General features: G+C 32.6%; 12 protein-coding genes. 3 read left to right on the plus strand and 9 right to left on the minus strand.

All coding sequences use genetic code 11. The features are described from left to right. The 5 genes from WC614_04660 to WC614_04680 form a co-directional block, all read right to left on the minus strand. Positions 1-2280: a P-loop NTPase fold protein gene (locus WC614_04660; GenBank protein MFA5032293.1), complete on the minus strand. Its 2280-nt coding sequence runs from the start codon at positions 2278-2280 to the stop codon at positions 1-3. 42 nt (positions 2281-2322) lie between these two features. Then, positions 2323-5094: a type I restriction-modification enzyme R subunit C-terminal domain-containing protein gene (locus WC614_04665; protein MFA5032294.1), complete on the minus strand. Its 2772-nt coding sequence runs from the start codon at positions 5092-5094 to the stop codon at positions 2323-2325. Between the two features lie 167 nt (positions 5095-5261). Next, positions 5262-7838 (minus strand): hypothetical protein, encoded by a 2577-nt coding sequence (locus tag WC614_04670; GenBank protein ID MFA5032295.1) that lies wholly within the window; start codon positions 7836-7838, stop codon positions 5262-5264. 9 nt (positions 7839-7847) lie between these two features. Continuing rightward, a complete protein-coding gene (locus tag WC614_04675; protein MFA5032296.1) occupies positions 7848-9317 on the minus strand; it encodes an HNH endonuclease signature motif containing protein in 1470 nt (489 codons plus the stop codon). Positions 9318-9444: 127 nt separating this feature from the next. Continuing rightward, positions 9445-9687: a hypothetical protein gene (locus WC614_04680; protein ID MFA5032297.1), complete on the minus strand. Its 243-nt coding sequence runs from the start codon at positions 9685-9687 to the stop codon at positions 9445-9447. Between the two features lie 377 nt (positions 9688-10064). On the opposite strand from WC614_04680, the gene WC614_04685 reads away from it, so the two are divergent. Beyond that, positions 10065-12455, plus strand: coding sequence for a hypothetical protein (locus WC614_04685; GenBank protein MFA5032298.1), 2391 nt, complete (start codon positions 10065-10067; stop codon positions 12453-12455). 21 nt (positions 12456-12476) lie between these two features. On the opposite strand, the gene WC614_04690 is transcribed toward WC614_04685, so the two are convergent. Both WC614_04690 and WC614_04695 read right to left on the minus strand, forming a co-directional pair. After that, positions 12477-12782 (minus strand): DNA/RNA non-specific endonuclease, encoded by a 306-nt coding sequence (locus WC614_04690; protein ID MFA5032299.1) that lies wholly within the window; start codon positions 12780-12782, stop codon positions 12477-12479. After that, positions 12679-12915 carry a DNA/RNA non-specific endonuclease gene (locus WC614_04695; protein ID MFA5032300.1) on the minus strand — a complete coding sequence of 79 codons (237 nt, stop codon included), beginning with the start codon at positions 12913-12915 and terminating at the stop codon, positions 12679-12681. The genes WC614_04690 and WC614_04695 overlap by 104 nt, the downstream gene beginning before the upstream one ends. Positions 12916-13191: 276 nt before the next feature. Here WC614_04695 and WC614_04700 point away from each other — a divergent pair, with 276 nt between their 5' ends. Next, entirely contained in the window at positions 13192-14157 is a 966-nt protein-coding gene (locus WC614_04700; GenBank protein MFA5032301.1) for a hypothetical protein, read from the plus strand. Between the two features lie 581 nt (positions 14158-14738). Further along, positions 14739-15728, plus strand: coding sequence for a hypothetical protein (locus WC614_04705; protein ID MFA5032302.1), 990 nt, complete (start codon positions 14739-14741; stop codon positions 15726-15728). 77 nt (positions 15729-15805) lie between these two features. Here the strand turns inward: WC614_04705 and WC614_04710 are convergent, their stop codons facing one another. Together WC614_04710 and WC614_04715 are read right to left on the minus strand one after the other, a co-directional pair. Continuing rightward, on the minus strand, positions 15806-16342 hold the full coding sequence (locus tag WC614_04710) for a hypothetical protein (GenBank protein ID MFA5032303.1): 537 nt from the start codon (positions 16340-16342) through the stop codon (positions 15806-15808). 310 nt (positions 16343-16652) lie between these two features. Beyond that, the coding region (locus tag WC614_04715) for a DNA polymerase ligase N-terminal domain-containing protein (GenBank protein ID MFA5032304.1) at positions 16653-16965 on the minus strand (313 nt) is incomplete at its 5' end.

Raw genomic sequence — 16965 nt, forward strand, 5'->3', positions numbered from 1 at the left:
CTAAATTTTAAAAAATTTGTTATTTAAATATAGTAAAAAGTTATTACTTGAAGACAAAAGTTTACTTGGGGTTTCATAGTTAATTTGATAAACTCCTTTTATTCCCAATTTCTCCTCGTCACTTCCTATTATTAAAATGTTATGTGTTGCAGCATTGTCTTCAATTACTTTTTTCATTTGATGCAATTTATCTTTTATACTCGGATTAAAAGGCAACAAAAGAATTTGTCTTGAATAATCGGGTTTAAATATAACTTGATGGGAATAATGTTGAATTATATCTCTAACTTGAGCAGCTGAACCGCTAAAAAGATTAGAATTCTGAGGAACTCGTTGAATTTGGAGATTCAAAGTAGAAAATACATTTCGAATGATATTGGATAATATTATGAAAAGATTTGAAAACATATTATCGGTAAAACTCAACATTTGTTTTGTGTTTTCTTCTATTATCTCTCTTCTGTATAGGTAAGGAGGTTTCATTGAAATAAGAGTTTTGTATATAGAATGATATGAATTAAACACACTAGTAGCATTAAATCCAAAATCGGTAACCATTTGAGTATAATTAGTCGGGTTTATCCAAAAATTTTCGTCTTTCAGTTGCGGTTTATTCTGTTGAGAAAGAACAATATTACTTACTGAAATTATATATTCGCAATACTTTTTAAATTCATTAATAAACCTTTTCTCTATTTCACTTGGCTCATCGAGTTTTGATGGAGGGGTTATATTTATATTTCCCGTATATTGGTAGGTTCTTATCTGGACTGGTAGCCCCCTGATATTTTGTGGCATTTCACTGATTATATTAAGGATACCTAATCTATACAAAAGAGCATTGAAATCTCTAATTGCAGAAAATGTAGTAGAATCTATCGAAGAATCTTGGAAACTATGTCCTGAATATTGGGATAATATATTATCTCTAATATGTGAATACAGTGCTCTTAATATATTTTCATTTTCATACCATTGTGAATGTTCATAAGATAAGTATTTTTCTTCAAAAACTAAAGTGAGCAGTTTATGTAATTGAAACTTAAGAATGTCATCATTGCTAAAGTTATCCATTTCAATAATGCTATAGCCATCTTTATCAAATTTAATAATCCTATCTTTTATTATAGTAATTAAATCAAAAAAATCATTTATTGCATTAAAAGTTAAGGAATGTTTTAGGTTCTCAAAATTATCATTGTCTATTTCTTTCTCTTCTATTATTTCATTAATATATTCATTTAAGTCCTTCCACATAGGACGAGCAAAAAAATATTTTGAAGTAAAATAAGTGTATTCTTTTGTCCTGTAAATTTCAGGTTTTTCTGGTTTCTTCTTCATCTCTGAAAAAAGCTCTTCTCCTCCAACAAAAATAAATAATGCTTTTGAAAGTGTAAATAAATTCTTGAAAAATTTCAGAACGTTCTTTACTTGCTCTGGATCCAATTTATCTAACTCATCTATAACATATACAAGTTTTTTCCCATTATTGTGGAGCTCTTTATGTATTTCCTCTAAATCGAATTCAAGATTTCCTATGTTATTATCAAATTGATAGAGTTCCTCCGCAGCCCCTTTTAGTTCGTTTTTAGTCCTTTGTATCTTGCGCCTTTTGTATGAAATATTAATAGCGTATGGAATTGGAAAGGCAAGGAAAAGAGGAAGTATTTTATTTAACATATCCCAAGGAGTTAATTTGAAAACTTGAAAAATCGCTGCAAAAACAAAAGAGACCAAAAAAATTAGAATTTTAATGTTTTTTTCTGATAATAATATCTCGGAATTTTCTTCTTTTTCAACTTCCGATAAAAATTCTGTTTGTTTTTGGTAGTTTTCTTTAAGCTTGAATTCGCTTGCAATTGCTTTTCTGTAAAGATTTTCTATGTTTTCTTTTAATGTTTTGTTTATTGAATTTGAATCTTTTGTTGTTGAATACAATCTGCGAATTAGATTTTGAATAATTTTTTCTGGTGCTATTTTATTTTGATTGTGCCCCTCAGTTTTTACATAACTTTCGGCTTCTAATTGAGCCGCATTTAAAAGAACAACAATAAGATTCTTTTCTTTACTTTTTGCTTCAGATAGTGCTTTATAAACAGTTGAAGTCTTGCCAACTCCCCTATAACCACCCACTAAGATTGATCCCTGGTTTTTATGCAAAATTTCATTGACTAATAATTCGACTTCTCTTTTTCTCCCCGCAAAATGACCAATTCCATTTGATTCTAAAGTCGGCGGTTGAATTGGAATATCCCAATCTTTCTTTAATTTAATTCTCATATTACACCTCTATGACATTAACTTCTTTTAGTTAAAAAATTATCATCCTACCAGTACCTCGTTTAGTTCTTCCATCGTATCATCTAATTTATCTCCAAATAACTCATTAGCCTTTACGAGTCCACCCTTTTCATAAAATGGCGCAAGTTCAAATATGTCTTTTTCAATACTCATACTTGTTGCAATATGCTCTTTTATCATTTTAAGCCATTCCATTTGCTCTTGTGTAAATTTTGTTCCCTCGTTTTCCTGCTGTTTTAGCCAGTTATTAAAGCGAAAGTTTACTATATCAGAAAAAGGCTCAAGCATATTGCTTTCTCCGGTTGCAAAACGAACAAGTGAAATAATGTTTGTCAAAAGCTTTTGTGGTCCCGCACTCTTTACTTTAGACTTTTCAAGTTCTTCATATGCCTGCCATAAATTTTCCGTAGTCAGGTAATAAGGCGGGTTTTTAATTGCATCTGCCAGCTTGCTGATTTGGTCATAAGTAATATGGCGTGTGCTATAAGACTTATTATAAATAATCTGTAAGGCAGTTAGTTCGTCTTTATTTTCTTCTATAAATTTCTTAAATCTATCTATGATAGTTTTTGCTTTTTCTTTTGCCTGTTCGCTATGACCTGCAAATATAAGCCTGTCTTTACTTATATTATCTATAATCTGCTCGTTTCTTTGCTTTATATCTATTATAGTATTTCTTATTTTGGGAATATCAAACGGTATGCAGGCGGATTTTACTAATTCTTCCGAAGCTTTTTTTATCTGCTCCTGTGTTGGAGCTTCTGTTTTGAAAACTTCTTTTGCCTTTTCGGAGTGTTTATCCGGGTCAACTGCGTCTAATAAGTTATTAATAATTTTCTTTAATGTCAGGTCGGGTTTGAGACCTGATTCTACAACAGCGGTTTCAATTTCTTTCTTATCTTTTTCAATTATTTCTCTATCTAATCTTGCAAGTCTTCCTGCAAGTGAAGTCAATGTATCTCTATCTTTATTCCCAAAAGCAACTAATTCCAGAAGTCTATTAAACGGGATACTTTTTTTTCTTTCCAGCGGTCTAGAGTCTGTTTTATCGTTCTCGCATACTCCTATGGCATCTACGATAATAAAATGCGTTTTATGCAAGGCATCCGGTGTAACAACGTTTAATTCCGTAGAATCAATAGTTCTCGTTCCTCTTCCTTTCATCTGCTCAAAATAGACCCTTGATTTAACATCTCTCATAAATATAAGGCACTCCAGAGGTTTTATATCCGTTCCCGTTGAAATCATATCAACGGTAACTGCAATGCGTGGATTATACGAATTCCTGAAACTTGCAATCAGGTCTTCCGGCTTCTCGCCTGTAGTCCTGTAAGTTATTTTCTTACAAAAATCATTTCCTTTTCCGAACTCTTCCCTTATAATATGCACAATGTCTTCCGCATGAGAATCGTCTTTGGCAAATATAAGGGTTTTCGGAACTTCTGTCCTGCCCGGAAATATCTCGGTAGGTAATTTATCTTTGAATGTCTTTATAATTGTTCTTATCTGGTCAGGCGTAACCACAGCCCTGTCTAAGTGGTTAGCATTATATTCAAGGTCTTCATCTAATTCTTCCCAGCGTATTTTCCTTGTAAGTTTATCTCGTTTATCAACGTAATAACCCGCGTCTATTGTGCTACCTTTTTCAGTAATTTCTGTCTGTATGCGGTACACTTCATAACCTACATTTACGCCATCTGCGAGTGCCCGTTCGTGGCTGTATTCCATAACAAGATTCTGATTAAAGAACCCAAATGTTTGTTTAGAAGGAGTTGCGGTCAGCCCTATAAGAAAGGCATCAAAATACTCAAGAACCTGTCGCCATAGATGATATATTGAACGATGACATTCATCAACTACAATAAAGTCAAAAGTTTCTATCGGAATGTTAGGGTTATACGAAACATCTTTGGATTTATATTGAAAAGGAGCAAGCTCAAAGACAGACTTTTCTTCAAGTTCTGGGTCAAAATCAGGCTCTCCTCTAAGCATAGAATAGAGTCTTTGAATTGTCGTAATACAAACATTACTTACCGGGTCAAATGTATTTGAACTAAGATGCTGAACATTATATAGCTCTGTAAATTTCCTACCATCATCGGGAGTTGTATAACTCTGGAATTCTTTTCTTGTCTGACGTCCAAGGTTGCTTCTGTCAACCAGAAAAAGGACTCTTTTTGCATTAGCAAACTTTATCAGCCGATAGACAAAATTCACGGCAGTATAAGTTTTCCCACCGCCTGATGCCATCTGTATAAGTGCCTTTGGTCTTGCTTCCGTGAAAGATTTTTCAAGGTTACGGATAGATTCAATTTGGCAATCTCTAAGACCTGTTGTTATTAACGGAGGCATTTCTTTTAACCTTGCCCTGAGAGTATCTTTTTTAGAAAGCCAGTCTTTTAAGATTTCGGGTTTATGGAATGCAAATATCTTTCTGGAACGAGGTTCGGGGTCTCTCGTGTCCCTGAAAAAAGTTTCTACTCCTGTGCTTTCGTATGCAAATGGCAGAGGTTCCTGAATGTGAGGAATATTGTCAGGGATGCCTTTTATATATTTATCCGTTTGCTCTGATATTCCGCTTAATGTAGTGCCTTCCGGCTTCGCTTCTACAACTCCAACAGCTTCTCTTTCTATGAACAAGAGATAATCTACCGGACCTGATTTAAGATTAACTTCTCGAACAGCTACCCCTAAAGAAGCTCCTAGATTTATATCTTTTAAATCCTGGACACTCCAGCCTGCCGATTCCAGTAATTGGTCAATCTGCTTTCTCGCTTCTTCTTCAGGCTTCATTGAATTAACTTTATTAATCTTTCTATAAAAAGTCAATAAAAAATATATAGTGGAAAAACTTCTCCCCCAGGGATATTGGAAAGAGATAAACAAATTGGCAAAAATGATAAAAACTGGAAAGAGGGGTTAGAGTTGAAAGCCAACAAAATAATTAGTAGCTCCTCTCTTTATTTTTTTAGAGCGTTTAATTTTTTTCTAAGAGCATCAAATTCGTCAATTTCTTTTATTAATATTTCGCAGGTCGGTTTCTTTGAGGTAAAAGCATCACTGTGTAAATGTGCTTCAATATATCTTGAAAGAAGTTCACACTTAAAAACAACTTCATCGATAATTGACTTATCCCATACAATATTTTTCAGCCGTCCAAAACTTATACGTTCATCAAATCGCATTACGACTTCTTGAAAAATATCGAAAATAATAAATGCTTCATAAGATGTACGCAGAGCACCAAATCCTTGACGTAAAAGGTTTTGTTGTTCTTCTGCCGATGCATCTTTAGCTTGATTACAGATTTCTCGTGATCTCGTGGCTTTACGATAGTCTCGTTCTAAAGCAGGACTATTGTCAAGAAATACGTAGCCTGGCTTGTTGTCACTACCTCCTCGCTTTATCCAATGTGTAACAATTTCTACCTCTTTATCCTCAGCATATTTTTTAAGAAAATAAAGGAATGGCAGATCATGTGTAAATATAATTACTTGTAGATGTTTAGCTCTTTCGACCAAGATAGATGCAATTAGTTCTCTCCATTCTAAATCGAGAGATGTGATTGGATCATCCAATATAATTCCACTACTATTTATATCTAACGATACTTCGGTAAGAAAATCTGCCAATGCAACAGCTCTCTTCTCTCCTTCACTTAATACCTTGTCTGGAGTAATATTTTCTATGGCAGATTCTAAAACAATTTGCTTACATGTTTCCCCCTTTTGCCCTGTTGTTGTCACCTTGACTTTAATTGGACGTTTTAGGTCTTTTAAAGTTTGCTCAAATAATTCTTTATAGTGTTTTGTAACTAATTGGTCAAACAATTCATTGTGTTTTGTTGTAATGTGCCTTGTGCTTAAAACAATATTGGCTACTTTTTGTGCCCAAATATATTTTTGAATATAATCTTCAATTTGTAAAAAATATTTTCTAAGTATCTGCCTATGCTGTAGGTTCAATAATTGTTGCTCAAGTTTAATAATCTCTTGTGTAGGGTTTTTCCCCGTCAATTCCTCTATCTCTATTCCCAGTGTCTTGATAATTTCTTCAATATTAGCGATTTCATTATTAAGTATTTGGGGTATAGTTTCTTCCGTGTGAGTATTTATAATTCTAAGAGCAGTGTCCCGTCGTTGGCAACAACTTTTTATAAATGTTATTAATTGTTTTGCTAGTATAGGATTGCATTCTTGTAAATATCTATAGCAAGTAGTTTCGTTGTCAAAAAAACGGAAATCAATTTTATTTAATTCATTCCGCTTTTTTGTAAGATTTGTTTGTGCCTCATCTAATTCTATCTGTGCCTTACCTTCTAAAAATGTCCATAAATGAGACAACAGTTCTCTTGCTTCACGCGAAAGAGACTGATTACAAAGTAGACAATGATCGTCAACTTGTGGATATGGTTTCTCGTCAGAGATTTGTTCGGCTTTAGCAAGTGAACCTGCATCTTTAATAAACGTATGCCAAACCTCACTTCCTGTTTGAGTGAAATGTTCTGATTTAAACTGATCAACACTAGTATTCTGAGCGATAGTCTTTTTTTGAGTGTATAGTTTTATTGCTTCTTTTATATCATTTATAACGCCATCACTTAATTTTTCATCCATTTCACGCAAAGAGTTAATTAAACTATTTAAATCTTTTATTGTTTGCGTAATTCTCTCTAACTGTTTAGGAATATTTTTAGTTTTTAGTTCGGCAATTGTAATACTTAAATTTTCAATTTGTTGTTCTTCTTCCGGTGACAATATTGCCATTTGCTTTAAGTCCTCAAGACTAGTTTCAGTCTTAAGATTAGCAATTAGTCCTGCAACTATTGACTCGCCTTGAAACAAAATGTTGAAATTATGAGGTTTTGAATACTCTTCGATTTTAGTATTTAAACGTTCCCTAACCTTATCCGTTACATCAGCTAACTTAGTAAGATAAGAAAGACCTGCTGGAGAAAAACTAAACATATTTGACTTTGTTAAATGTACTTGCACGCTGGTGCTGTCAAATACGTAAAATGGGATAACTTCTTGATTTCCCACCTGATGATGAATGGTTTTATTAAGAGTCCCGTCAAACATTTCAATATCAGCAGCTACTATTTCCGTAATACTATGCGTTTGTGTTATATCAGGAAGTAATTCTTTGTCCCCCCGTGTAAAACCAATACAACCAAATACTCTGGCATATCCTGACTTGCCAGAGCCATTTTCTCCGAATACAGTAGTCAAAGCTGGGCCAAAAGTAAGAGTTTGCCCCGGGACCAATGCGTTAACATGTTTCATGTTAAATATCTTTAACAATTTTACTTTTCCAATATAAGATGAGGAGATAGTATCTCCATCGTTAGAGAATTGTAATGTTGGACGTTCTTCGGTTAATGGTTCTAATTTTTCATCTTCTAATAAATATCGCAATAATTTACCATAATCAGATTCGGTTAATTCCTCTCCTTTTATTATCTTATTTAATGCAAATTGTTCCCAATACGGAAGCTTATTTGCCCATTGTTTTATTTCAGTGAAAATATTTAACATAGCTTTATTTTATACTTCAGGATTGCCCAATATCCAATCAACAGTTAGTCCTTTTTCCTCAAACAATGCTCTTGCTGTCTCTATATCATCTTTTGCTAATCTTGCACTAAGTTCACCAGCCGGATCTGGGTCGTCCCATATTTTATGGGTAAATAGTTTCTGAACAAATTGTTTGAAGTAATTAAATTCGGCATCTGGAATTTTTCTAAAAAAGAATTGAGCTCGTTGTTCATCGGTATAGTGCCGGAGATGTGTATTGATCACGTTTGTTAGCAAAATTACCCATGCACGAATAGAACCAGCTCCGAAGATTCTTTCGGCCCTTTTATGCATTGAATTATTTTTTTCAGGATCCCATTTATCATCAAGTCCCTCTTCAGCAACTATATTCATCAAACGAATCAGATTTCTTTTCTCGTCTTTTCGAAAATCTTCATCAGATTCAAATTCACATTCTGTAGGTGGTGGAACTAGCATATATTGAAAAAATGTCTTTTTGAGCCTAGCAAAAGTTAGTGGTTGTTGCCTCCCTCTACTCTTTTCAGATAAATACTTAGAGAGTTTATTATCGGGATCATCTATGATTTCATTGTACATAGCTAGAGCAATTTCATTTTTTGCCTGTGCTTTTGAGTGGTTTTTACTAACCATAAGAAAACTCATAAACTCTATTTCTGATTTCGCTCCCTCAGTTTTGATATACTCATTCCAATCTTCCCCAAATAGATCCGCATATTTTTTCATTAATTCATGTGAGTAAAAGGACATTTGACGAAATGATCCGTGTGCTTCCAAATTTGTCTCTTTTAATATTCTGGAGTCTGGAGTTAAATACACTTTGCATTCAATATATTTTTGTCCTGACCAAATTTGGGCAGCTGCTTTATGTTGGCCATCAAACAATAAAAGCCCACCATTTTCATCAATCCTACATATAGAGGGCGACAATTGTGTATTTAACTGAAAATGTCTATATAGCCCCCAAAGAGATACTACTCTTAATGCCCTAGGTTGCAGATCCTTATCATTTCCTATATTTACAACAGGTAATTTAGCATAGAAATACTTCCATTTTTTTATCGGGCATTCGTAAAGAGGAAAATTATGCGCAGAATCGTCAAAGTAGAGTGTTATATGATCTCCTTTATCTTCATATTTAATTTTTGGCTCACATCTCCCGCATTTTTCTTTTATCAAGTCATCTAAGTATTTAGGCCCACCTTCAAAAAAACGGTCCAATTCAATCTTATCCTTATATTCTTGTAAGCTCATAGTGCCAATCCTACTGTGATGCTTTTTGCAGACAGGAGCTATATTATCAATATTTGTTTGCCCACCTCTCGAATACGGCTTTATATGATGAAAGTCTATTACTTCATCATCTTCAAATGGAGCTCCATCGATAAAACATCTATTCCCATGGTGACTCAAAACCATTGCTTTTTCTTGTTCTGTTATTTGCCTTTTTTCGATAGACATTGAATTCCTCCCTTTGGTTAAATACTGCAACCCTCAATTAAAATACTACGCAAATTTTCTATTACTACTTAAAAACACTATACTTTGTTAAAAATCCTTGTCAACAATTCATTCCAAGAGCCCCTCCCTACTCACACCCCAACATCTCTTTTATTTTCTTTATATCCGTATGCTTTAGTTTCGTCTCCGCCTTACAAACCGGACATCTATGTAGCGAATAACGCCCCGGGTCTCTTATACAATCTTTCACCCAGTCGACGTGATTTCCGATTTTCTGGTCTTCACAATTCCTACACCGGATTATAACCATTCTGTTCTCTTCGTGGGTTCCTTTCTGGATGTCTTGAAGGGTGATGTAGTTGAAGGACATACAGGGAAAGAATAATATACTCTTAGTTTTTTGCAAGGGAAAAGTTAATTATTCCGAGAAAAAGTTAAGGATTTTTCAGTGAACAATGAACAGGAAACAGTAAGAAAAGACAAAAGACATTCTACCATGTCGTACCCTACAAAATAGGTAATATTTTTTGCCCCTCATTTCATTCGGGATAATAAGCTCTAATGCTTACCCCCAAAGAGATAGTAAAAAAGTTGACAATTGCGAAATATAACATAATTTTGGTGAAAATGAGAATATGCATAAATAAAAAATGGGTTCTCGTCACAAGGTCACTGAGAACGCAAAGATAGGAAATTAAGAATTTTTCATAAACCTATAAAAAATTGTTTTTAAAAATGGAGGTATAGATGAATACTACGATGTCCATAGAACAGAAAGAGATAGTTCGACAAGCCCAACAACTTACCAAAGAGAAGAGAAAAGAAATCTTGATGTTATTAAAAGAGACAGAACTACATAAGGAACTAAAAATATTATTTGAAAAAATGGAGCCTAATTATACAGTTGAAATAACACATGGAGTAAATGAATTAGGAAAAGATCTTGTAATAGTAAACAGAGACAGACTTACCTTAAATGTAATAGGAGTTGTAGTAAAAAGAGGAAACATTAGTGGAAAAACACTTGGAGAAGTAGATGAAGTAAAAAAAAGAGTAGAGGAAACGTTTTCTAAAAATAAAAACAAAAAGCTTGAAGAAATAGAAAGTCAAGTTTCGCAAGCATTTAGTAATAGTGCAAATATGAAAACAATTTTTATGGAATTGCCTGTCCATAAGGTATTTATTGTTTTAGCAGGTGATATGAGTAATACGGCAAAAACGAGATTAGAGGGAGACTTTAAAGAAAGAGCTATAGACATTTTTGATATAGAGTGGCTCATTAATAATTTTACAGAATATTATCCTCAGATATTTTTTGAAGGGGAAACAATAAATTTTTTTCAAACAAAAATAGAGAATTTAGAAAAAAAGTATTCGTCAAGGAATATTAGCTTGTCAGAATATTTTGTAGAACCCTTAGTCGCTGCCATAGATATCCCTGCAAAATTTGACGAGGAAAAACTTATATTGATATGTAGGAATAAAAAAATGCCTTTTTCAAGTTTAAAATCTATTCTTTCTAAAAAACGAAAAATAATATTAACAGGCGATCCGGGGGTCGGCAAATCTAGTAACTTAGCTAAACTATCAATTGATATGTTAAGAAACGCGTATTCTTCTGCATTTAAAGAAATAAAACCATCAGGTAAAAAAATAGAAATACCTATTTTAATGTCGGCAAAGGAAGTTTTAGAAGCAAATGACTATAAAACAATGTTGGGAAAATTTTTAGGGGACTCAAATATAATAGAACGTTTTAAAGTCCAAGTAATACTAGTGGATGCATTAGATGAAGTGTTATCTCTTGAAAGAGAAAAAGTTATAAAAAGAGCAGAACAACTTTCTTTAGAAGCAAACTGTTCACTTGTTATTACAAGTCGTAAAATTAACATTATAGAAACATTGCCAAGTGGATTTGAAAAGTATGAGCTTTTACCTTTTGAATTAGGGCAGGCATTAAAACTTTTTGAAAAATTAGTTAGCAATAAACAAATATTAGATGTACTTAAAAATGGATTAGAAAAAATAAATTTTCAGATTCCAATGGTTCCGCTTTCATTGATGTTACTTATACAATTAGTAGAAGAAAATAAAGAGATTCCAGCCTCAGTAACTGAGCTTTATGATAGATTCTTCGATATGGCACTTGGACGATATGATAAAGAAAAAGGCATTGAAGTACTTTTCGATTATATTGTAAAAAAAAGATTTTTTGCTAAAATTGCTATAAAAGAATTTTTAAGTAAAAATAGGTTAAAAATAAATAGAGATGAGTATGAAAAATTTTTGGATGATTATGTAAATGAGTATAGTTTAGATAAAGAAATTTTATCGAAAGAACTTGAACGAGTTGGAATCCTTGATATAAGAGAAACAGTAACATTTAGACATAGAACTTTTTTGGATTATTCTGCAGCTTTTTATATTTACGATAAATGGGATGAATTTCCAAATTTGAGTGATTTTATTGTCGAAATTTATTTTGAGGATATTTGGGGAGATGTTGCATTTTTCTATATTGGTTTGAGGAGAGAAGTAAAAAATGACATTTTAGATAAAATCTTTAATTTTGAAAAGGGAAAAGAGAATATATTTTCATATACTCATAAATTTTTAGTAGGTAGATTAATTCAGGCTGGATGGAATTCCTCCGTTAAGACAAGATATTATGGACTTGAAAAAGCAATTGCATATGCTCCAGAAATAAGAGGAAGATTTTTGGATATCGTAAAAAAGGGGAAGATTAAGATTCCTAGGATATTTGCAGATTTTATTGTGATGGACATGGCCGAACTCTCATTTGGAAGTATGTTTTTATTTAAAGAAGCGAAACAGTTATTCAATGAACAGATTTCTAAACAACTTTCGGAAGATAATCTTTATATGTTATTGTCTCTATTATGGTCAATTAAGCGATTCTATAATCCAGATGAACTTCCAGATATGGTTAATAAATTTTTATTAGCTTTATCAAAATGTTCAAATTTAGGTCCAGAGGAACAAAGTAGAATCCTTTTATTTTTAATGCATATAGAAGTAAATGATAGTATCGCTAAAACAATAAGGAAAAGGTTAAATAGATTATCTAAGAGATACCCTGAAATATTTAGGGCATTTTTACCATGCAGAACAAAATGATAGAAATTTGGAGTTAAAGAATTACGAAATCAAATAAGAAATAAACTTTATAATTGTGTTGTTTTTAACTTTTAATGGAAGCTCTATCAGCGCTTCCTGACGAAGCGAAGCTTTGTTTTCAAATCCCACCGGGCTTGGAATAAATATTGTCGGCAACCCATCTTTTAACACTGGCCCCGTAACTACGTAAATTTCGTCATTATCTCTTGCATAAGCCCTTACCTTATCTTCGAGGCGCTTCCATACCCCTCGATTGAATCCCGCTGTCTGGGGGCTCATATTTGACATATAAAACGATTCTGACATCGCAGTCGCATCGTATATCATATCGCCCTGCCGGACAAAGATGTCCTCTATCGTAACCTGATTTCTTATAATCTTCCGGTGTTGCTGAACCTGTCGGTATCATCAGGTCAGGACGGAAGTTTTCTGTTCTTTTAAACTTAGAAGCTTCTGACATCCCTCTCGTTAGTTTATATACCCCCAAATCCGCCTGTTCGTATTTTTCATCGTAATTGAAGGGTGGATAATTGCATCTTAGAAATTATTTATGGACATCCCTGTCAACCTATGGCAAAAATTCAATTTATGCAATTATATTAAGGTCAATCATAGTATAAAGAAAAGTCTCGTAGTTATCCGAATGAAAATAATTTTTTTCTTGCAGAAAAAGAAAAACATGATTATACTACAACATATTTTTTAATATATAAATACAACAAAGTTATAAATGGATATGAATAAGGAATATAACAAAATCTTTTTGAATATACCATTGTTTTTTAGAAACTATGGAGAAAACTCAATAGTTGCAGATGGCTCATCCCTACAATTTATTATAGAAGAATGTATAGCTTTATCGGCTACAAATATTGCCTTGCGAGCAAACTCAGTTATAGCAGAATTTACAAATAATATTCCAGAAGCTTTTAAAAAAAGGATAATAATCATTGATAAAAAACGAAAAATTGCACAACAAAACCATGCTATTTTTGAACCATTAATTGAAGAATTTGGATTAGATATTAAAGGTTACGGGAATGCTATGACTATAAAAAATAAAAAAGTAGATTATAAATTGGCCACTCAAGTATTTTCACTTTATCGCGAAACTTATGATTTTCTTGTTGGTATGGAATACAAATTACAAATCGATATAAATATTAATCGTATAAAAAAAACGCTAAATACTCTTCTGCGCATTTCTAGAAATCCTGAATCTAGAGCTATTCTTTCAATCTTATTGGGGATTTTCAAAACATATAGACCAGAAATGATTGCTTCAATAAAACTGAAATCTCAGTCTCCGGAGTATTTAGTAAAACTTTTTAAAGAGTTTGTTCAAGATGAAACATATAGACAACTATCGCATCAAGTATATTTTATAGGATTTCCTCAATATATAAATAGGAGTTTTATTTTGGTATCCAGATTAGGGGAAAAACTTATAACTAAGTCTCCATTTAAACAAATAATTACTTTGTCTTCAAGGGGAGTTTCTGCTGTGAAACATATTCCATTGCCTGATTCTGAGATGTATGCTTCTCTGATAAAAGAAAATTACTTTCCTCCTATTATTTCCTTGGATAAATGCATTACTAAAGCTAAAAAAAACTGGGAATTAATCAAACCAGAAGTAATTCCGCCCCAATGTATTCTTAAAGATAAATATTTTTTTGAATATAATAAACAAAATAAATAGCAACGATTATTTTCTGTTTAAGACAGTAGACTATAAATATAAGCCTTTTATAGAGACATTGTTTATCATTAGTCGTTTCGTACAGGTTGGACATAGGGGGATACTTCAAGAGAAATACTTATACATATTTAAATCCTTCTACGTGACTTTTTACTTATTAGCAACAATTTTCCTCTTTTACCTCTCAATTGTCTATAAATATATACATGTTTCTATACTTTATGTTAGCATTTATTAAGGGGTAGAAAAAATATCTCCTTTTTAAATAGAAAAGTCTATTCCGTTTTTCATCAAGTCAAATATACTGATATGAAAACATTCCCCTGTCAATAGGTTTCTGAACCCCAGTTCAAACTCCACCGGGAAGGGAAGTCAAATGATTTTTTCTTCACCTAACAAATTTGTTAAGGACAAAAATCACTATAGAAAGTATCTGTCTAAAGGCAAGACAGGTGTTAGAGAGGGGGATTGTTAATCCTTGACAAAAAATTTTAACAATTTACAATATAGGAAGAGTTTGAAGGAGTATATAGTTTATAATAAAAGGAGTGTGAGAAATCGTTTGTCAGTAAGGAGGGGAAATGAGTTTTTTTATTATATTTTTAAGTTTAATCGGTTACGACCATTCAGACCATTTAAAGTCTCCTTATTTAGATTCTGTTAATATATCTCTAATCCGTTTAGATTCAGTTCGCTTAGATTCCATTAGTTTAGATATTTCTTGTTTAAAGTCCGCATATAAAGATTCTTCTTCTCTTCCAGATTCTTTTACAAAATCTGAATATAAAAATTGGAGTCGTTTATATAATATTTATCTAAAAATTCTTCATTTAGATTCTGTTTATAAAGATTCCCTTCGGTTAAATATAGATTATTTAAATTCTATGCGTTTAGATCCTGTTTGTAAAGATTCCATTCGTTCAGAGGATTCTTTGGAGCAAGTTAAGCGCTCTGCAAAGTTTTCGAGAAATTCTAGTGTTAAGCCTGAGTTTGCCTGGGCTGATACTTGTAAGTCTATGGTTGTTGAAAGGAAACCTCATTCAGGTTCCGGTTATGAAGTAACTTTAGAAGACTATGTATTCTCTGACCTAGTTTATAATGGTTGGTTATTAGATGTTTCTCCATCTAAGGTTACAAAATATACAAAAGCCTTAATTAATCTATATGAATATAGACGTGTTACCCCTGAAGGTTCCTCATCAGCTAAAGTTAATCTTTTGTTGGGCTATTATACTTATGCATTAGGCGCTAATTTTCTTTATTTTGATGGCACCTTAGGTTATTCTGGTTCTCCTGAGCGTCAAGGAGTTTATATAAGCCATGGTGTGGGGTTTTTCGAGAAGTGTATTAAGCTAGACTCTTATCAGGGTGTTTATTCGGACTTATCCCCATCAGATCGTTTCTTAGCCTATGCTATGTTTATTAAGTCTACTTATGAATTTTCTTTATCTGTAGGTAATCCACAAGTGTTGAAATACTATTTTCCTAAGTTAAACGAGACATATAAATCAGCATATGGTTCGTCTAGTAATTCTAAACTCCCAGCAATTCTTAAGCGTTGTCCTAAGTAAGGAGGTTTTATATTCAGGCTCTCTTAAGTTTTACGTGTACAGCTTGTTTAGATATAAAACAAGGAGAAATTTGGTAATCAACGTTTTTGGGGAAGTATAGACATTTCCAGTTCCCCAAGAATCAAACTTTCCCCATTCATTGATACTTCTGTTATAGTAGTTATAATGGATTTAATTATATCGAAAGCTTTTTCTATCGGAACTTCTACTTTCTGGGCAATCTCAACAGCCATATCCATTTTACTTAGTATTCCCTCAATTTTTGCTTCTTTTAGAAACTTGCTAATGCATACAGAATTAGTATTCCCGCTACCTTTAAATATGTAATAATAATTTGTATCCGGCACCCGGAAAAGAAATTCATTGTCGGAGCACATGGAAAATTTTGAACTTTTCTCTATGAAAATCTTTTCTAATTGGCAGAGGTCTTCCACAGGATTAAAACAACATAAATAATATTTCAGATGTTGTGAGTCTTTAGTTAAACACTTAAATCTTCCTTTACAGTATTTCTCACATAATATGTATGAATCGGGTTCTTCCTTATCCATACGATTGAATTTTCTCCATGCTAATTCCCCCAGTGGAGATTTTAATGGATATTTCCGATTCATTAATGGAACCTTAATATTGTTAAAACGTTTAGTCAAGGAAATAAAACAGAACAGATTTTGGTGTGTAATTACTATTTCAATATCTGCAAAAAAGGTTATTTTTACTTCTTGTCCTTATCCTTGTCCTTATCTTTGTCTTTATTTTTATCGTCCCTCTTTCCGTCTCTTGATCTCTCTAATGCATCACGTATTGGCATTTTGCCCTCCTGTCTAATTTTATTTTATCAACATGTGCATTATGTTCTCTTATAAAACAACAATGTCAAGGACTTTTAATCTATTTAATCCATCTCAACCCCTCTTCCGAATTTTAGGAAGGTATATTATATTTGAAAAGTAACCAATTATCCTTAAATTTAATCAGCGTATAATATCCTTTTAATTTATTGCCTTTTAAGTAAGTTTCTATTTTTTTGTCATCCCTATTTAAAAGCTCATATTCTCCTTTATCCCAGATTTTCACCGTTCCTGCACCATATGACCCTTCCGGAATTTTACCCTCAAAATCTATATAAGAAAGTTTGTGGTCTTCTACCGGGATTGCTAATCTTTTTATTCCTAATTCTACAGGTGGCTCTTTCGGGATTGCCCAACTTTTCAATACTCCATCCATTTCTAACCTA

The sequence above is a fragment of the bacterium genome, assembly GCA_041649255.1.
Lineage (GTDB): Bacteria > Hydrothermota > UBA3073 > JACQXS01 > JAQTXJ01 > JAQTXJ01.